The 19117-nt window shown below is 38.1% G+C and carries 21 protein-coding genes; 17 read left to right on the forward strand and 4 right to left on the reverse strand.

Translation table 11 applies throughout. The annotated features are described in order from the left end of the window. Positions 1-28: 28 nt before the first annotated feature. From J5U23_RS03155 to J5U23_RS03170, 4 genes are all read left to right on the forward strand, one after another. Positions 29-943 (forward strand): aldo/keto reductase, encoded by a 915-nt coding sequence (locus J5U23_RS03155; RefSeq protein WP_218266934.1) that lies wholly within the window; start codon positions 29-31, stop codon positions 941-943. A 56-nt stretch (positions 944-999) separates the two neighbouring features. After that, the gene (locus tag J5U23_RS03160; RefSeq protein WP_218259420.1) at positions 1000-1428 is read left to right on the forward strand and encodes a carboxymuconolactone decarboxylase family protein; all 429 of its coding nucleotides are present in this window, start codon (positions 1000-1002) and stop codon (positions 1426-1428) included. Between the two features lie 17 nt (positions 1429-1445). Then, positions 1446-1865: a (R)-mandelonitrile lyase gene (locus J5U23_RS03165; RefSeq protein ID WP_218259421.1), complete on the forward strand. Its 420-nt coding sequence runs from the start codon at positions 1446-1448 to the stop codon at positions 1863-1865. 262 nt (positions 1866-2127) lie between these two features. Further along, the gene (locus tag J5U23_RS03170; RefSeq protein WP_218260210.1) at positions 2128-3612 is read left to right on the forward strand and encodes a B12-binding domain-containing radical SAM protein; all 1485 of its coding nucleotides are present in this window, start codon (positions 2128-2130) and stop codon (positions 3610-3612) included. Between the two features lie 40 nt (positions 3613-3652). Here the strand turns inward: J5U23_RS03170 and J5U23_RS03175 are convergent, their stop codons facing one another. Continuing rightward, positions 3653-4324 carry a DUF973 family protein gene (locus J5U23_RS03175; protein ID WP_218266935.1) on the reverse strand — a complete coding sequence of 224 codons (672 nt, stop codon included), beginning with the start codon at positions 4322-4324 and terminating at the stop codon, positions 3653-3655. 199 nt (positions 4325-4523) lie between these two features. On the opposite strand from J5U23_RS03175, the gene J5U23_RS03180 reads away from it, so the two are divergent. From J5U23_RS03180 to J5U23_RS03210, 7 genes are all read left to right on the forward strand, one after another. Beyond that, a complete protein-coding gene (locus tag J5U23_RS03180) occupies positions 4524-5327 on the forward strand; it encodes an XdhC family protein (protein ID WP_218266936.1) in 804 nt (267 codons plus the stop codon). A 31-nt stretch (positions 5328-5358) separates the two neighbouring features. Then, on the forward strand, positions 5359-6291 hold the full coding sequence (locus J5U23_RS03185) for an alcohol dehydrogenase catalytic domain-containing protein (protein ID WP_218266937.1): 933 nt from the start codon (positions 5359-5361) through the stop codon (positions 6289-6291). 183 nt (positions 6292-6474) lie between these two features. Next, positions 6475-7677: an acyl-CoA dehydrogenase family protein gene (locus J5U23_RS03190; protein WP_012719148.1), complete on the forward strand. Its 1203-nt coding sequence runs from the start codon at positions 6475-6477 to the stop codon at positions 7675-7677. A 34-nt stretch (positions 7678-7711) separates the two neighbouring features. Then, on the forward strand, positions 7712-9325 hold the full coding sequence (locus tag J5U23_RS03195) for a long-chain fatty acid--CoA ligase (protein WP_218266938.1): 1614 nt from the start codon (positions 7712-7714) through the stop codon (positions 9323-9325). A gap of 23 nt (positions 9326-9348) precedes the next feature. Further along, positions 9349-10536, forward strand: coding sequence for a thiolase domain-containing protein (locus J5U23_RS03200; RefSeq protein ID WP_218259426.1), 1188 nt, complete (start codon positions 9349-9351; stop codon positions 10534-10536). Then, entirely contained in the window at positions 10533-11069 is a 537-nt protein-coding gene (locus tag J5U23_RS03205) for a Zn-ribbon domain-containing OB-fold protein (RefSeq protein ID WP_218259427.1), read from the forward strand. Before J5U23_RS03200 ends, J5U23_RS03205 begins: the two co-directional genes overlap by 4 nt. A 6-nt stretch (positions 11070-11075) precedes the next feature. Beyond that, complete coding sequence (locus J5U23_RS03210; RefSeq protein WP_218266939.1) at positions 11076-12188, forward strand: 3-hydroxyacyl-CoA dehydrogenase; 1113 nt, start codon at positions 11076-11078, stop codon at positions 12186-12188. A 7-nt stretch (positions 12189-12195) separates the two neighbouring features. Here the strand turns inward: J5U23_RS03210 and J5U23_RS03215 are convergent, their stop codons facing one another. Beyond that, positions 12196-12660, reverse strand: a complete 465-nt coding sequence (locus J5U23_RS03215; protein ID WP_012712373.1) for a GNAT family N-acetyltransferase — start codon at positions 12658-12660, stop codon at positions 12196-12198. Further along, positions 12648-13931, reverse strand: coding sequence for an NAD(P)-dependent malic enzyme (locus J5U23_RS03220; protein WP_218259429.1), 1284 nt, complete (start codon positions 13929-13931; stop codon positions 12648-12650). Before J5U23_RS03220 ends, J5U23_RS03215 begins: the two co-directional genes overlap by 13 nt. Before the next feature lie 87 nt (positions 13932-14018). Between J5U23_RS03220 and J5U23_RS03225 the strand changes: the two genes are divergently transcribed. From J5U23_RS03225 to J5U23_RS03240, 4 genes are read left to right on the forward strand one after another with little or no spacing between them, the layout of a single operon-like run. Next, complete coding sequence (locus tag J5U23_RS03225) at positions 14019-14843, forward strand: DMT family transporter (RefSeq protein WP_218259430.1); 825 nt, start codon at positions 14019-14021, stop codon at positions 14841-14843. A 31-nt stretch (positions 14844-14874) separates the two neighbouring features. After that, the gene (locus tag J5U23_RS03230) at positions 14875-15207 is read left to right on the forward strand and encodes a DsrE family protein (protein ID WP_009989834.1); all 333 of its coding nucleotides are present in this window, start codon (positions 14875-14877) and stop codon (positions 15205-15207) included. Further along, complete coding sequence (locus J5U23_RS03235) at positions 15204-15545, forward strand: hypothetical protein (RefSeq protein WP_218266940.1); 342 nt, start codon at positions 15204-15206, stop codon at positions 15543-15545. The genes J5U23_RS03230 and J5U23_RS03235 overlap by 4 nt, the downstream gene beginning before the upstream one ends. Before the next feature lie 56 nt (positions 15546-15601). Next, complete coding sequence (locus tag J5U23_RS03240) at positions 15602-15913, forward strand: muconolactone Delta-isomerase (protein WP_014514275.1); 312 nt, start codon at positions 15602-15604, stop codon at positions 15911-15913. A gap of 29 nt (positions 15914-15942) precedes the next feature. Here J5U23_RS03240 and J5U23_RS03245 read toward each other — a convergent pair whose 3' ends face one another. Continuing rightward, a complete protein-coding gene (locus J5U23_RS03245) occupies positions 15943-16503 on the reverse strand; it encodes an acetate uptake transporter (RefSeq protein WP_218259432.1) in 561 nt (186 codons plus the stop codon). 93 nt (positions 16504-16596) lie between these two features. Here J5U23_RS03245 and acs point away from each other — a divergent pair, with 93 nt between their 5' ends. Together acs and J5U23_RS03255 are read left to right on the forward strand one after the other, a co-directional pair. Then, positions 16597-18597 carry an acetate--CoA ligase gene (gene acs, locus J5U23_RS03250; RefSeq protein ID WP_218266941.1) on the forward strand — a complete coding sequence of 667 codons (2001 nt, stop codon included), beginning with the start codon at positions 16597-16599 and terminating at the stop codon, positions 18595-18597. A gap of 74 nt (positions 18598-18671) precedes the next feature. Then, complete coding sequence (locus J5U23_RS03255) at positions 18672-19115, forward strand: PaaI family thioesterase (RefSeq protein WP_218261165.1); 444 nt, start codon at positions 18672-18674, stop codon at positions 19113-19115. Positions 19116-19117 lie beyond the last annotated feature (2 nt).

Below are 19117 nucleotides of genomic sequence, written 5' to 3' on the forward strand. Positions count from 1 at the left end.
TAAATACCTAACAATATCTTACTTACTCATGGAAAAGAAGACATTAGGATGGACGAATGAGAAGATATCCCCATTTATTTTAGGTTCATGGGAATTTGGTACCCCTTCAATAATTGATGAGACCAATGCCATAAAAGCTATTCAAAAGTCAATAGAGCTCGGAATTAACGCCATTGACACTGCCGAATCTTATGGAAATGGTCTCTCAGAAACAATTATTGGAAGAGCCATAGGTAAGTTCAAGAGAGAAGATTTGTTCATAATAACTAAAGTGTCAATTGACCACCTAAGATATGATGACGTTTTAAGGGCTTGTGAGGGAAGTTTAAGAAGGCTTAACACTTCATATATAGACCTATACCTCGTTCATTGGCCTAACCACTATGTGCCCATAAGAGAAACAGCTAAGGCAATGGAGAGGTTATTTAGTGAAGGGAAAATTAGATACATTGGCTTAAGCAACTTTTCACTTCCCTTGTTGAGGGAATTCAGGGAACATCTGTCTAAGACAGACGTCGCAGCAAATGAATTGCATTATAACGTTTTGTTCAGAGACGTTGAGAAGGAGGTTCTCCCTTACATGTTAAGGGAAAATATCCCCTTGTTGGCATATGATTCCTTAGGATTAGGTTATCTGATAGGAAGAAAGGAGATCAGAAATGAATATAGATGGTATGTCCTTGCGAGAGAGGCTTACGTCAAAAACTTGGAACCACTCGTCGAGGAAATATCCTCAATTGCAAAGGAAATAGGGAAAACCCCAGCACAAGTAGTTCTGAATTGGTTGGTCAATAAGGAAAACGTATTTGCAATTTTCAACACAACAAAAGAGGATCACCTTAGGGAGAATTTGGGCAGTCTAGGATGGTCTCTGAGAGATAGCGACTTGAGAAGATTAGATGAAGTAGTTAAGAAAGTCGTAATAGATTATTTCCCAAGATGATTTGAGCTTTTTTATTTACCAGATCACTTTTTTATCTTACATTAATTGAATAGTTTATGGGTAGTCTATTTGACAAAGACCCTGAACTTAAGTTAATTTATGAAAAAGGACTTGAAGTTAGGAAAAAGGTAATGGGAAAAGAATATGTGGAGAAGTCTTTAAGTCAAGCTACGGACTTTAGCAGAGAACTCCAAGAAATGGTGACAATCTTCGCATGGGGGCTAATATGGACTAGGGAAGATATTATTCCGAGGAAGATAAGAAGTCTAATAAATATTGGGATATTGAGCGCTTTGAACAGACAAAACGAACTTAAATTACATGTTAAGGGTGCCATAAGAAACGGTTGCACTGAAGAGGAGATAAAAGAGGTATTGTTGCAAGTAGGAGCCTATTGTGGTCTACCCGCTGCCATGGAGAGTTTTAGAATAGCACAAGAGGCTATTAAGGAACTTGAAGAGGAGGAGAAAAGTAAAAAAGCTTAGTCACAAGATGTGATAATATGGATCTTATAATTAGAAAAAACGGTACAATTCCCTTTACTAAGGGCGACCCGAAATACTTCACTGGGAACGTAATAGTTGAACAATTATACGAAGCTAATGAACCGTCTAGAGTTAGTTCAGCTGTTGTAACATTTGAGCCAAGCGCGAGAACAAATTGGCACTACCATCCATTAGGTCAGTTATTGGTAGTCATTTACGGAACTGGGTTAATTCAAACGTGGGGAAGTCCTCCCAGAAAGATAAAGGCAGGGGATGTAATATGGACTCCGCCTAATGTAAAGCACTGGCATGGAGCTACTGCAACAACTGCAATGACTCATATAGCTATTCAAGAAAAACTAAACGGTAAGACAGTAGAGTGGCTCGAAAAGGTTAGTGATAAGGAGTACGAAGAAGCACAATCTGCCTCTGACTAACTCACTCTCCACTAGCGAGGCTTTCACGTGTAAAAAACTATTTAACTGATAACTTTCTTCATAAAGTTAAAAGTTAGCTCCCTAACTTTTTATAATATGAAAGTTTATATTTTAAGAAAGAGATATGTTAAATCTGGAGGTGAGTTAAAAGACGTATGATGTAGTTTTAACTTCTGACAGGGGTACGTTTACGGATTATGGTGGAATAGCACCATTAGGTTATGTGGCGTGTTTACCTTATAGACTAGTTCCGAGATTTTTCATGGATAAAATATTCACACCCCCTATCCCCACGGATAAGGAGGGTAAAGCCATAATAGCACCTTATCCTCTTAGGAAAGTTGAGGCAGTTTTAGCGAGAAGCGGATTTAACGCAATAGTTACAACGCCGGAAAAACTAGAGAAGGTTGTAACTAGTAAGGGGACCAAAGTAGTCGGTATTAACGTTCATGACCCAAGAGGAATTGAACCAGTTAGTGCAAAACTTAGCATAATTTTTGGAGGAGGAGAGACGTGGACTGCTAAATTCTTTGACGAATTGGGTGAAAAGGTAAACAAATTAAAAGAAAAATACAACTTCAAAGTCGTAATAGGAGGGGCGGGGGCTTGGCAATTGGAAAAGGATTCTCCAGATTGGGCGGATGTAATATTTTTAGGACATGCAGAAGTTGATTTCCCAGAAGTTATCAAGAAGTTAGAAGAGGGGGAGGTAGTACCTAGAGTAGTAAAGGGTAGATATCCTAGAAAATTGGAGGAAATCCCACCAATTATTAACCCTTCTAGGGGCGGTGAAGTTCAGATCACTAGGGGTTGCCCTAGGGGATGTTGGTTCTGTTCGGTGACTCCAGATACGTTTATCTCTTTCCCACTAGATTACATCATGAAAGAGGTAGAGGTTAACATGAAAGCTGGAATTAAGGACGTTAGCCTAATAACTGATGACATGTTGCTATATGGTACTAAAAGACTCAATGAGGTGAACCACGATGCCATAGTGAGGCTATATATGGAGTTGAAGAGAGCTGGAGTAGACTACATAAACTTTGCCCACATTTCCGCAGCGCCGGTCAAGTTAAGTCCTAAGACAGTTAAGGCTATGAGTGAGATAGCTGAATGGAATGAGGAAAAGGCTGTTGCTCCAGTTGTAGGACTTGAGACCGGAAGCGAAAAAATATTTAATAAGTATATGAAGATGAAAGCTTATCCTTGGAACTACACTCATTGGAAAGATTTGATAGTCGAGGCAACAGCCATAATGAACGAAAGTTATATCTTCCCTTGCTATACAATGACAATAGGGTATCCAGAGGAGACTGGCAAAGACGTCGAGGATTCAATAAATTTAGTTGAGTATATCATAGATCACGAACCAATTGCGTGGATATTCCCACTACCCGTTATACCTATGGGCTTATCCAAAATTAGGGATAATCCATTACCTGCATTGGAGCGATTACCATCTAGATATTGGGATTTGCTATATCTCTCATGGAAATATGACTTGAAGATTACTAGAAGGCTGGGAAGTACAATAGCTTATACTAGCAAGAACCCTTTAATAAGATCAATTGTAACGTATATGATCGATAAGGTGTTTAACACTATAGAGTGGTATTTCGAAAGGCTTAAAGGAACTAAAGGGAAGTCAGCATTAGAGTATAAGGATCTAAATCTAAATACTACTTATGGCGTTGTTTGGTCAATATTCCAACTGTTCAAACTGGCATTCTCTTCTTCACTAACCTAATAGAAGATTCTTAAAAAATGATTTACACTTATAGTGTTTTTTAGATCTGTTTTGTTCTTAGAATTTGTCCTAACCCTGAGGATATTAGATAGGCGCTAAGTAATCCGACCGAACTAACAAATATCTCTGAAAATATTGCAATTGGTTCGCTATGTGCAATACCAACTATAAATGCAATTAAAACCCAAGTTAGAATTAGTATTCCTCCTCTCTTCATGGTTTTATTATCATAGATATTACCGGCCCCCACATATGCTGTTCCTATTAAAAATACTCCAACGAGCGACAATAAATATCCACCTATCACAATCCTACCAGCAATAGGCATAACACTTTGTTGCGACTGAACTGGTATAAGAGCTATTAGTCCAGCTAGAACTAATACGTAACCTATTACTGCTATAGTACCTCCCAATATTCCTTTATTTAGGTTCCTTCCAGAAGTGGCTAGTAATTTAAATCCCTCTCTTGTTCTTAAAAACGAGAGTATGAATATTGGCAACAAAATTGCTTCAGTAATTAAGGCAATCTCAGCGTAAACTCCAGAACGGGCCACGATACTGTTGATTGTTAAAGGCAAATGAAACTCTGACAGTAGTATTATGAAAACTCCCACTGATGCGATAATGTCTAGGACGGAGTAGATTAGGAAATATTTAGCTCCCTTTCTAATGTTTTCTAATCCAACTCTTTCCATATTTGGTTGTGGCATAAGTAAGTTATTTTTTCTATATAAAAAACTTTTCTGTTATACCATTTTTTTAACTAATCGCTATAATAAGAAATTAATGTCATGGATTTTATAAACCCATCTATTTAAATGGGTATCGAAACAGAGTTTCCCTAGATGCTTAAAGAATTAAAACTAGTTAGAGAAAAAGGTATTTAATTAGCTAATTTAATATTTACCTATGAGTTCATGTGAGATCTTTCCATTAATTTCAAAGTTAAGTGCCGAAGGGAAGCGCTTTGCAATAGTTTCAATTTACAAGGGAGATAGGCTAGAGAGGACTTTAGTATCTGATGGAAAAGTACTTCTTGGAAGTTTGAATAAGGAAATAATTGAACTTGCACTGGAAGCATTGGAAAAGGGTGAGGTAATTCAGAAGGATGTAGAGGGTGGAAAATTAATCATTGAACCGATAGAACCTAGGCCAGCTATAATTGTAGTGGGATCCGGTATTATTGCCAAGTTTATAGCAAAATTGGCAGTAGATATGGGTTATTACGTTGCAGTAGTTGGATCTGGTGATGTTAAAGAGGAAGACTTTGTTGGAGTTTACGCCATCTCAAATGATCTAAATCTCTTAGAACAAATGGTAAGTGAGGATTCATTTGTAATTGTCGCAAATGAGGGAGGCAAACCATACGATATAGATGCGTTATATATCGCAATGAAAAAGAAGGCTAGGTTCGTTGGGTTACTTGCTAGCCAAAAGAGGGCAGCTTTAATGATTTCATTACTAATGAAGAGAAACATCCCATTAGAGGAAATTAAGAAAAGATTGCACTCCCCATTAGGCTTAGATATCGGTTCAAAGACTTCAGAGGAGATAGCCTTGAGCATATTATCCGAGGTAGTGTTAGAACTTAGAGGAGGTACTGGAAAACGCTTACAAGAAGTTAAGAATCCTTATCTTCTATTAGATGACGCTTTAGCTGGAAAGATTGAAGATAAGTGTATGTTTGTACCTAAGTCTTTAAGTCAACAATGAATATATTAACAATCAATTACTTTTTTAATACATGAAAGCGGCTATTCTCACACAGTTTAACTCACCTTTTGTTATAGGTAACGCTGAGCCTAAAGGGGTAGGAGTTAAAGTAAATGTAGCATATACTGGAATATGTGGAAGAGATCTGGTTATCTGGAAGGGTGGATTTAAAAACCTTAAATTGCCCTTAATCTTAGGACATGAAATAGTAGGCTACTATAAGGGAAGACCTGTTGCGATTTATCCAAATCTGAATTGCGGAAGCTGTGAGTATTGCAAAAGTGGGAAGGAGAATCTGTGCGACAATGCTAGAATTTTAGGAGAAGGAGAGATAACTGGAGGGTACGCTGAGGAGGTTATAATTCCAGAAAGAAACATTATACCATTACCAGACGATAAATTAGAAAAATACGCCGCAACCATGGACCCCGTAGCAACTGCAATTCACGCAACTAAGCTTGCAAATTTAAATAGAGATAGTAAAGTTTTAGTGACTGGTGCAGGTGGAGGAGTGGGTATTCATCTCGTACAATATTTGAAATATTTGGGTATTTCTAGTGTTTATGGACTATCGTCTAAAGGGGAAAAGCTGCAAGAATTGGGAGTAATGCCCATTAGCGATATAAGAGGTGAGAAGTTTGATGCCATATTTGAACTGGTAGGCTCTAAAACAATAAACGATTCCTTGAGGGCACTAAAGAAGGAGGGTACTCTAGTTTTGATCGGAAATACTGAAGGCGAGCCAATAACGTTGTTAAGGCCAGCCATGACTATAATGAGACAACATAAAATTATAGGTTCGGCATCTTATACTAGGGCAGAGTACGAGGAGGCTATTAAATTAGTGGGAGAAGGGAAAATAAAAGCGATATATGAGATTTACGAACTAGAGAGGATAAATGAGGCGTATAAGAAAATGATGGAGAGAAAGGTTCTAGGAAGAGCTGTATTAAAGGTAATTTAACCTTCTTTATACGTGTAGTTCTCATAAGGTGATAACCTAAATATTGTATTTTTACGTTGACCTTTCTTTAGTTCATTATGAGTAACATATTAGTTTTTGAGGTAAGTATACGCTAAATTATAGGCTAAAATAAAACCTAATGATAGAAAGAGTTATAATCAGTCTAGTAGGTCTTAAGTATATATGGTTTTACCTTTCAATAGTGTGGAAGCATTTTCTGTAAACGTTTCTGAGAAACATGAACTATTTAGGAGAGCAGTAAGGGAATTCATGGAGAGAGACGTTGCACCTTATGTTGAAAAGGGTGAAAAAGAAGGTACAGTACCAAAGGAAGTGCTAGAAAAAGCTAAGGAAATAGGTCTATATGGCGTTGCAGTACCAGAACAGTACGGTGGACAAGGTGGAGATACGCTAATGACTGCCATAGCCCAAGAGGAAATATCTAGAGTTTGGGCCTCGTTGTCTACGAGAATATCTGTTGGAGGCCTATTCATGACTCCAATATTGCTTTTCGGTAATGAAGAACAGAAGAAAAAGTACGTTACTCCAGTGGCTAGAGGAGATAAAGTTGCAGCTTTTGCTAATACTGAACCAGCCGCTGGATCTGACGTTGCTGGAATACAAACAGTTGCTAAAAAGATAAATGGTAAGTACGTTATTAATGGTAGGAAAATCTTTATCACCAATGGTGGGATAGCTGACTATTACGTAGTTACAGCTAGGACATCACCCCCAGAGCCCAATGCCAGATGGAAAGGGATATCGATGTTCATAGTAGAAAGGGAATGGAAAGGAGTTAAGGTATTAAATAGAATTGAGACTATGGGACTAAGGGCATCAAACACTGCAGAGTTAGCCTTTGAGGATGTTGAAGTCCCCGCAGAAAATCTACTAGGAGAAGAGGGAAACGGGTTTAAGTACGCAATGGCGACTTTTGATAGGACGAGGGTTGGTGTTGCCGCTCAAGGAGTGGGTGTTGCACAAGCTGCACTAGAGAGAATGGTTACATATTCTACTCAGAGGTTTGCTTTCCAGAGTCCATTGATAGGATTTCAGATGGTTCAAGAGAAGATAGCTGAATCACTAACTGAAGTAAATACTGCAAGACTACTTACGTACTGGGCAGCTAGTTTATTTGATCGTGGTCTTGAGAATGAGGCTATAGTAGCAGCATCAATGGCGAAATTGTACGCAACAGATATTGCAGAGAAGGTTGCAATTAGGGCAATAACTGTTCATGGCGGATATGGTGTAGCTACTTCTACTGGTGTAGAGAGATTGTTGAGAGATGTTGAGGTAATGAGAATATATGAAGGTGCTAACGATATTCAAAAACTAGTTATATTAAGGGAAACTGCGAGAAGACTCCTCGGAATTAAGATGTAAAATTTTTTATAGTTGTTTTTCTAAGTATTATAACATGAATAGCGAATATTATGAGTACCAATTAACAATAGATAAGATATTAGATTCTGGTTCTAGAAGTTTTTCAGATAGAGAAATAGTATATAGAGATATTAGAAGATATACCTTTAGATCTTTCGCAAATTCTGTAAAAAGGTTAGCAAATGGATTAAGAAAGATAGGAGTTAAGATAGGGGAAAAGATAGGAGTTATAGATTGGGATACTGATGTTTATATGCATAATTATTATGCAATACCAATGGTAGGTGCAGTGCTACACACGGTAAATATCAGATATCCCTTGGAGTTAATAGCAAAGACAATATTACACGCAGAGGATAGGTATTTAGTAGTAAGAGACGAGTTCATGCCACTTATTGAAAAAGCAAAGGGAATAATGCCTGTGGGAATGAAAGTGATATCCTATAGTGATTCTAAGGAAAAGGTGAGAAGCTCATTAGATACAATAGATTTTTGGGAATTGATTGAGTCAAATGAGCCATTGGAAGAGGAGATTAACGTTAATGAAACCGATATGGCAACGATCTTTTACACTTCTGGTACTACTGGAGAACCAAAGGGCGTATGGTTTAATCATAGGAAAATAGTATTACATGCAATGAGCGTAAGCCTAGTTGGTGCTAGACCCCCATTAAGCTTGACCTCAAACGACGTATATATGATCCTAGTACCAATGTTCCACGTGCACGCTTGGGGATATCCATATGTAGCATTGATGGCAGGAGTTAAATACGTTTTACCCGGTAAATACGATTACAGTTTTATACTAAGGTTAATGGATAAGGAGAACGTAACATATTCAGCCATGGTACCAACTATACTGTATCTATTGCTAACAAACCCAGATGCTCCTAAATACCTTCACGTATTCAAAAGATGGAAAGTTACAATAGGAGGTTCTGCTCTACCAGAAGGATTAGCCAAAAAGGCGAAAGAATTAGGTATTACTGTAATAGGGGGATATGGTCTATCTGAAACTTGCCCAGTATTGTCAGTCGGTTATTATAACTCTGCAATTGAAGGATTGGACGACAACACTAAATTTATGGAACAAATAACTGCCGGAGCACCAATTCCTTTAGTTCAAATTAAAATTGTCGATCCAGCTACCGGAAAGGAAAAGGAGACTGGTAAGATAGGGGAAATAGTAGTTAGAGCACCGTGGTTAACTCAAGAGTATTATAAGGATCCAGAGAGGACTAAGGCATTATGGAAAGGAGGATGGTTACACACTGGCGATTTAGCCTATATGGACCAATACGGATACATTCACATAGTTGATAGAGAGAAGGATGCAATAAAGAGCGGTGGAGAATTCATTCCTTCATTGCTCTTAGAGAACGCCATATCATTACATCCCAAGGTGTCTCAAGTTGCAGTGGTTGGGATTAAGGACGAGAAATGGGGAGAAAGACCAGCGGCTTTCATAGTTCCGAAAGAGCAAGTGTCAGAAGAGGAAATAAGGCAATTCCTATTGAAACTTGCGGATGAGGGCAAAATCCAAAAGTGGTGGATTCCAGATAGATTTATATTCATAAGTTCGATGCCTCTAACTTCAACTAATAAGATAGATAAAAAGGTACTTAGAGACATGACACAAACTAAATAAACTATCAAGTGGTAGATTAAATTATGAGAAATGTAGCAATTATCGGAACTGGACACACCAAATTCGGGGTAAGGACAGATGTCAATTTGCAAGAACTCGCTTGGGAGGCAGTTAAACAAGCTCTTGAAGAAGCAAACATAGATCAAAATGAAATACAATACTTCGTTGTTGGCAATGTAGGGAATTGGAGTTCCGAGGAATTACCAGCAGTAATAGTAGGGGAGTATTGTAACCTAACACCAAAGGGGACTATGAGAGTTGAGGCAGCATGTTCTACTGGAAGTGCAGCAATAAGAGATGCCTATTTAGCAATTAAATCTGGTGAAGCCGACATCGCATTAGTCGTGGGAGTAGAACAAATGCATCAAGCACCTAATCCCCAAGTGGTTGAACTAATTGGCAGGGCTGGGGGCTATTTCTGGGAGTTTGAGAACTTCGGGCTGACCTTCCCGGGATATTACGCACTTCACGCCTCCGCATATATGGCTAAGTATGGTATGAAAGAGGAAGACTTAGGAAAGATTGCCATTAAGAATCATTATTATGGGGCTAAGAACCCTTATGCACAATTTCAAAAAGAAATAACTATGGAGGAATATTTGAAGTCCAAACCAGTTGCTTATCCCCTAAAGCTTCTGGACTCCTCTCCAATTACTGACGGTGCTGCTGCAATAGTCTTAGCATCTGAGGAAGTTGCTAAAAAGATAACTGATTCTCCAGTATGGATAGTATCACAAGGAGTTGCTAGCGGCACTGCAAACTTGAGTAGGAGAACTGACTTCACACATATAGAAGCAGCTTACATTGCAGCACAGCAAGCGTATAAGAGAGCTAGAATTGATTTCGATAACGCATGGAAGAGCTTCGACGTAGCAGATGTGCACGATTGTTTCACGATAGCGGAAATAATGGCATATGAAGATTTGGGATTCGCAAAAAGAGGTGAGGGATACCTATTGGCAAGAGAAGGACAAACATACATAGGTGGAAAAATACCAGTAAACGTTGATGGAGGGTTAAAAGCAAAAGGACACCCAATAGGGGCAACTGGGGTAAGCATGGCAGTATCAATAACAAGACAATTATTATACAGAGCACACAAGGGAACACAAGTGGATGTTAGGAACGGGATGGGAATAACACACAACGTTGGAGGAACTGGACATTACGCATACGTAACAATATACTCAACTAGGAGGCCATCTACATGAGTCTAAATGAAATAAGGGATAAGATGCAAAAGGAAATTTCGCAATCTTTGTCAATGCTTGATAACGTGATAAAGACAACTAAATTACCAATAGTGAATGAACAAAAGACTAATAACCCCCTTTGGATTGACGTAAGGGAGATTGACCTAAGGTATCAAATTCCAGTTAAAAAGATATACAAATTCTTTGAGGGGTTAAAGGAGGGTAAAGTCTTAGCTACTAAATGTCCAAAGTGTGGTTCTGTATATTTTCCGCCTCAAGATGATTGTCCAAAGTGCAAAATATCCAATTTAGAATGGATTGAAATGCCTAAGGAAGGTGAAATTATGGCATATACCGTAATTAACGTCAAACCTCCCTCATTCTCTCACTATCAAGATTATATAGTGGGTATAGCTAGGATGAGTAATGGAGTAAATGTTCTAGGCTGGGTAAGGGCTAAGGAAGTTAGAGTCGGAATGAAGGTTAGACTTGAGGTTGTTGAGAGGAAACCAGAAGGATATCTAACTTATGAACTGGTTCCAGTAGGTTGAAATTTCATGATAAGAAATGTATTGGTAGTTGGAGCAGGGACAATGGGCCACGGAATTGCCGAAGTTTCAGCCATAGCTGGGTATAACGTGTATCTGAGTGATGTATCTAAAGATATATTGAATAACGCAATACAGAAGGTCAAGTGGAGTTTGGATAAATTATATGAAAAAGGTAACTTAAAGGAAAGTGTTGAGGACGTTTTGGGAAGAATTAAAACCATAGAAGGGTTATCGAATGAGTTAAGGGAAATTGATATATCAATAGAAGCAATACCAGAGAAATTGGATTTAAAGAGACAACTATTTTCTAAGCTTGAGGAACTATTACCCAATAATGCGATATTGGCTACTAATACTAGTAGCTTACCAATTACGGAAATTGCTTCTGCTGTAAAAATGCAGGAAAGGGTTGTAGGAACTCACTTCTTTAATCCCCCAGTGTTAATGCAGTTAGTGGAGATAATAAGGGGAAGTAAAACTTCAGACGACACTATTAAACAGACTTATGAATTCATTAAATCCCTTAGAAAGATACCAATAATGGTTAATAAGGACGTACCGGGATTTGTGGTTAATAGAATATTATTGAGGATTATCACCACAGCTTGCATGCTTGTTGAAAAGGGTATTTGTGAATATACTGCGATAGACGCAGTAGCTAGATATAAATTGGGATTTCCAATGGGAATTTTCGAACTTGTGGATTATACTGGTGTGGATGTTAACTATTACGTAAGCTCTGCAATGATGGAAAGGGGATTTAAGGCCTATCCGTGTAAGACACTAGAGGAGATGACAAAAAAGGGAGATCTAGGCGTAAAGAGTGGAAAAGGGTTCTATACTTATCCATCAAATAAGTATGTTAAGCCTAATTTACCTCCACAACTAGCTGAAAAAATAAATCCGTTATACATTATAGCTCCTGCGATAAGTGAGGCAAATTGGATGGTTAAAAATGGAATTGCAAGCAAGGAAGATATTGACCTAGGTGTCAGATTAGGATTAAGCTTTCCTAAAGGCATTTTCGATTACGAAAGGGAGTTTGGAAGAGAAAGTGTAACTAAGGCCTTAGGAGACTTGAGAAGAATTTCTGGTATGGAAGAGTATTTACCGGAATAAAAAATGGTTAAATTTTCTTAATGAATTCACAATATATTTCCCTGAAGCCCATTTTTCTATAGAATGAAATTGCTATTAAATTTCTAGAAGGGAATTCAGCTCCTAGTATCTCTATTCCCCTCTCTTTCAACTCGCTTATTATGAAATTTACTATCTCATTACCTACTCCCTGCCTTCTGTATGAAGGATGTACGTAAAACTCCCTAATTAATGCTTCCTTTTCCGGTGTATAAAATATCCTATCTATTATTAAAACCCTGGCAGCACCAACTATCCTACCTTGATCTTCCGCTACCACTATCATTTCATTTTGGTCTTCAAGACTCTTCTCTACCACTTTGTTAATCCTTTCCTCCAAATTCTCTGGAGTCAATAGTAAGGGATCGAATTCGCTGTTTAACCTATACATTCTACTGAAAAAATCTATTAACGTTTTTACGTCCTCTTTAGTAGCCCTCCTTATGGTGACCATGTGGATATCACCAAATTCATTATCTTCCTAGCCCTTAATATTCTCTCCTTAGCGATTTCCCTGAACTCTTCTCTACTCTTTTTAACTCTAGCTAACCCTACTTCTACTGCCTTACTAGCAACTGCTGCTGCTTCCTCGTAAAATGCTTCCCATTCATCCATTCTAGGTATTATGTAGTTCTCATTTATCCCCCTATCCCTAGCGTATTTAGCTAGAGCTTCAGAGGCTGCAATCGTCATCTCATCTGTAATCGCCTTTGCTCTACTATCCAAAACTCCCCTAAATATTGCAGGGAAAATTAGGGAGTTATTAACTTGGTTAGGGAAATCACTTCTACCCGTTGCGACAATCTTCGCTCCTGCCTCCTTAGCGTCTTGCGGCCATATCTCTGGAACTGGATTGGCTAAGGCAAAGACTATTGCGTCCTTATTCATCAGACTTATCCATTCCTTCTTTATTACATTGGGACCTGGAGTAGATGCAGCAACTACTGCATCTGCACCACTAAACGCGTCCTTTATCTCCTTAGCTTCCCATTTATTCGTCTTTATAGCCAATTCGTACTTCCACTTATGATGTAACATTAAGTGATCTACGTCCTCCCTATCAGCATATAATGGACCCTTACTATCAATCATTACAATATTTTCGTATTTGAATCCATATTTAGCTAAAATTCTAGCTGCTGCAATATTTGATGCTCCAGCTCCGTAAAATACGACTTTACTTTCCTTAGGGTCTTTATTGGTTAATATCATCGCATTAATCAACCCGGCTAGAATAGCTGCTGCAGTACCTTGTTGATCATCATGCCATACTGGAATATTCAACATGGATTGCAATTTTTCCAGAATATAGAAACACTTTGGTGACTCAATATCTTCAAGATTAATCCCGCCAAAGGACGTTTCCAGAGCTTTTACAACATTTGCGAACTCATCTGCACTCTTTACGTTAATTGGCAAAGGTATTGCATCAACTCCTCCTAAGTATTTGAACAATAGAGATTTCCCTTCCATCACAGGCATTGCTGCAGTTGGGCCAATATTTCCTAATCCCAAAACCCTAGTTCCGTCTGTTACTACTGCTATTGTGTTCCACCTACTTGTTAACTCAAAGCTCTTATCCGGATCCTTATAAATCGCCTTAGATACTTCAGCAACACCCGGGGTGTATATGAGAGCGAAATCGTTATAAGAGGTGATGGGAATTTTCGGATATATCTCAATTTTTCCCTCGTACTTCCTTGACAGTTCTACAGGATCAACCATGAAAAAATATATCATAAAACAAATTTATAAATGAATACGCTGACTTTTGTTAGGTAACTTTAAAGTTTACTCCTAAACATTTAGCACGTGAAAATATTAAAATACCTACTACCTTATGTAATAATAACATCATTTAACTACTACTTCGCAAAGGATGCCATAACGTTTTCATCACCTATCTCTTTCAATCTCATTAGGTATGCTATCTCTTCTATTATATTTTTATCAATTAGTAGGGGAAAGATTATCTTTAACAGAGACGTAATACAATTGGCAGTTTACACTACAGTATCATCATTATTATGGGCGTATGGTTTACTTTATGTAAGCCCAGCTGAGTCAGCTGTGCTAAGCTATACAATGCCCTTGTTTTCAATACCCATTTCCTTTCTCATCTTATTTGAAAGACCCGCGCTACTTGAGATTGTTGGAGTAGTAATAGGTTTCTCGGGCGTAATTTTATACGGTTTACCATTGGTTCATGGTCTCACACTATTTGGTTCAATTATAACTATCGTCAATGCCCTATTTTGGGGGTTATTCACAGTTTTCTACAGAAAATTAAAGGGTTACGATCCTATAACAGTAAATGCAAGTCAATTCTCGATAGGGAGCATAATTCTAGCATTACTGCTCCCAATAGACTATAACATTGACCCAAACCCAGAATTTTATATAGGAATCGCTTATACTTCAACTTTAGGTGGGGCCATTTCTTTCTTCCTTTGGAACATGATGGTTAAGGCTGAGAAGATACCTAAGGTAACAGTTCTCAGCTTCTCTGTGCCTATTCTAACTACTCTAGTAGAGTTCCTACTGTACCACGTTGTACCTTTTCCTATACAGCTATTCGGCATTTTCTTGATGTTTTTGGGAATTTTAATCTCTAGATCAAGAACATTATTAAGTTAAACTTTTTAATGTGATTTTAAAAGATGAAAATATGGCAAAAGTCCTCTTCTTAATAATGTCTGGAGACGAGAAGTTCGATCTAGCAATGAGAATGGCTTATAACTCAGTGAAAAATAAGAGATATGAAGACGTTAAAGTGATATACTTCGGACCAAGTCAGAAGAAATTAACGCAATTGGATGGCGATATGAAAAACATGTTCCAAGAGCTCCTTCAAAATAAAATAGTAGACTCTGCTTGCATAGGAGTTGCGCAGGCAATGAACATAAAGCCTCATCTAGAGAATTTAGGAGTGTCATTGATGCCAGCCGGTGAGAGAGTATCCTATTACGTCAATCAAGGCTATGAGGTAATAACGTTTTGAACATATGGCTAGTGAGCGCTGGAATAGCTATTTTACAAACACTTTTAGGAAATATAATCGTTTTTTACAACTCTCCTTATCTATTGTTACTTCATGTCTTTGTTGCAATTATACTTCTAGCACTAGCGATCTATGGTTATTTTAGGGTAGAACTACAAATGGAAAAGAGACTCCTTGCAGGAAATATTGGATTGATCGTTATTACTGGCGCATTAGGGTATCTATATACCATAAACGCTTCTCCAATAATCTCCATAATTCATCTCCTTTTAGCAATTGGAATCGTATCTAATTTTTCAGTACTTTATGGATTTGAGAGAGGACAAAAATATAAGTAGATATAGTTAACTTACAAACAAATCAATTTATAAGTAACTAAACTTAATATTATTTGATGCTATTCCTTCTATGGTTTAAGATAAAACAACCAACGAATATAACGCAAAAGCAGTTAATGGAAATATGGAAAAGGGAAGCTGAGGCAGCAATGCCAGCAGTTAAGGCTGGGAAGATAAAGGGTCTGTACAAGGTTACTGGAAGAAGAGAGGTTGTAGCGATAATAGATGTTAACTCTCATGAGGAATTAGACGAGATTTTAGAGACCCTACCAATAGTTAAGGAGCTCGGTCATTCACTAACAATAGAAGTAACCGCAATTCATCCTTATGAAAACTTTTATGAATTAATGAAAAAATTACTACAATAAGATTTGAGCTAAAAAATGTAAATACTTTTTTATTTCATTATTGGTCTTCCTACTGGAGGACTCTTGCCTAAGCTCTCAGCTACTACAATAGCTAGTCCAGTATACCACGCTGCAATTGCCGTTAATATTCCTACATATCCACCGGCATGAGATAGTCCAACATTTCCGGCCATGGCACCCACTCCAAGTAGGAAGAACGTTATCCACAGTAATAGAAATGTCATGAATAATCCTAGATTTGCCTTAAACGTGCCAAACCACATTGCTAACGTAAAGATTCCAAACGCAATTAATACCAAGCCTATAGCTTGAGGTGTGACTCCTCCAAAAAATCCTCCCGCGGTGAGGAAATACCACTCCCAAAATGCACCATAAGTAAAGAAGGCAGTATAGCCAAAAGTGTTCCCTGCCCTCCATTCCAATATTCCGGCTAATAGTTGAGCCAATCCTCCATAAAACGCTGCTAGTCCCAACACCACCGATGCTCCTTGTGTTATTAACCCTGCATTGAAGGTAGATAACACGAGTGTTGTTAATGCGAAACCAGAAAGTCCTAAGGGGGCTGGATTTGCCCTTTTTTGCTCTGTCATGACATTTTTATATAGCAATAATATACTTATAAAGTTTATTACCTTACAGTATTCTACTTAACATTTATTACCTAGAATTCCATTATATAACATATGTCAGTAACGTGGGCTCTACCTTTTGATCAAAAGATAAACCCAAAACTGAATTCAAATAGGCTAGTAAGTATAAATACGTATAAAGAGATTCACAGCCAAACGGTAAAAGATTACAAACAATTTTGGGCATCTATAGCCTCAGAAATTGACTGGTTCAAACCATGGGAGAAAACACTAGACGATAGTAATCCTCCATTCTATAAGTGGTTCGTAGGTGGAGAGCTTAACGCCTCTTATCTAACTGTAGATAGGCACGTTAAAAGCTGGAGGAAGAATAAGGTTGCCATAATATGGGAAGGAGAATCGGTGGACGAGAAGGGAAACCCAAAGGAGGTTAGAAAGTTAACATATTACGATCTATATAGGGAAGTTAATAGAGTAGCTTATCTCTTGAAGGAGAAATACGGGTTAAAGAAAGGTGATGCAATAGCGATTTACCTTCCAATGATACCAGAATTACCAATATTCATGTTAGCTGCTGCTAGGATCGGAGTAATCTTTACGGTGGTGTTCTCAGGGTTTAGCGCTGACGCATTAGCAAATAGGATTAATGACGCCGAAGCTAAGTTACTAGTTACCGCAGATGGTGGATGGAGAAGGGGTAAAGTTGTTGACTTAAAGGGAATTGTAGACAAGGCTTTGGAGAAGACCCCAACAATAAAGGATGTAATAGTAGTTAGAAGGATAGGTAATAAGGTCAACATGGTTGAAGGTAGAGATAAGTACTTTGATGAAGTAATCAAGGACATTCCACAAAACGTTTACGTTGAACCAGAAAGGATGAAATCTGAAGATCCGTTATATATACTCTACACCTCTGGAACCACTGGAAAACCTAAGGGTATAGTCCACGATATTGGAGGGTATATGACATTATTACACGCTACAATGAAGTGGGTATTCGATATAAGGGATGACGATATTTATTGGTGTACTGCTGATATAGGATGGGTTACTGGACACTCTTACATTGTGTTTGGACCATTAATGGAAGGAGCAACTGAAATAATGTATGAAGGAGCCTTGGATTATCCACAACCGGATAGGTGGGTATCGATAATTGAAAGGTATGGGATCACAATCCTTTATACCTCACCCACTGCAATTAGAAGCTTCATGAAATATGGTGATAATTGGGTTAAGGCTCACATTACCTCCACTGTTAGGCTAATGCATTCTGTAGGTGAACCAATAAATCCGGAAGCTTGGGAGTGGTTATGGAAATTAGTCGGTAGAGAGGAGGTACCATTTGGAAGCACCTGGTGGATGACTGAGACTGGAGGTATTCTAATATCTCATTTACCAGGATTATATCTTGTGCCAATGAAACCTGGGACAAATGGTCCACCAATATTGGGAATTGAGCCAGATGTAGTTAATGAAGATGGGAAACAAGTTAACCCTGAGGAAAGAGGATATCTTGTTATAAAGAATCCGTGGCCTGGAATGCCATTGACCATTTACAAGGATCCTGAAAGATACGTGAAGGTGTATTGGAGTAGATTCCCTGGAATGTTCTATGTTGGTGATTACGCTGTTAAGGACAAGGATGGATACTTCTGGATATTAGGGAGGGCTGATGAAGTTATCAAGGTAGCTGGGCATAGGTTAGGTACATATGAGTTAGAGTCAGCTTTAATTGAGCATCCTGCAGTTGCGGAAGCAGCGGTAATTGGAGTCCCAGACCCAGTTAAGGGAGAGGTGCCTTATGCGTTTGTAATTTTGAGACAAGGTTATACACCTAATGCACAACTTTCACAAGAGATACTGAAGACGGTAAGAGAAAAGGTAGGACCAATAGCCACTATAGATAAGATATTCTTCGTAGGCAAATTGCCTAAAACGAGAAGTGGAAAAATAATGAGAAGAGTTGTAAGAGCAGTTGCAACTAGGGCTGAAGTGGGAGATATAACTACACTGGAGGATGAGGCTTCTGTAGAGGAGATTAAAAAAGCTTTAGAGGAGTTTAGGGCAGAGTTTGAAAAGATTAACAAATAAGATACAAGAAATTAATATTTTTTTATAACTCTATATAGGTAGATTTTTAAGAATGCTTATACATTATTATATCAATGGATTCCCAAAACTATGATATTGAAAAAATTTTACAGAGATACGATAGCGATTACGTATTTCATTATTTAGGTGTGAAGATTTTAGAGATAAAGGAGGGATATGCTAAAACACAAATACCGTTCAAGAAGGAGCTGACAAGAAGGGGAAATATTCTAAATGGTGGAATGATAGTTGCGTCCATAGACTACACAGGTGGATTGGCAGTTCTATCAATAAACGATGGAATGGATCAGGTAACACAAGAACTAAAGGTAAATTTCCTAGAGCCAATGTATAGGGGGCCGTTTACTGTTGAAGCAAATGTAATAAGAAAAGGTAGAACTGCAGTCGTAGTGGAGATTACTTTTAAAGACGTTGAGGGAAGTCTTGGTGCGATTGGATTGGGAACGTGGTACATAATAAGGGATAAGAAAATTAACATGAATGTTCAACCTCAATAATT

The sequence above is a fragment of the Saccharolobus shibatae B12 genome (assembly GCF_019175345.1).
Classification (GTDB): domain Archaea; phylum Thermoproteota; class Thermoprotei_A; order Sulfolobales; family Sulfolobaceae; genus Saccharolobus; species Saccharolobus shibatae.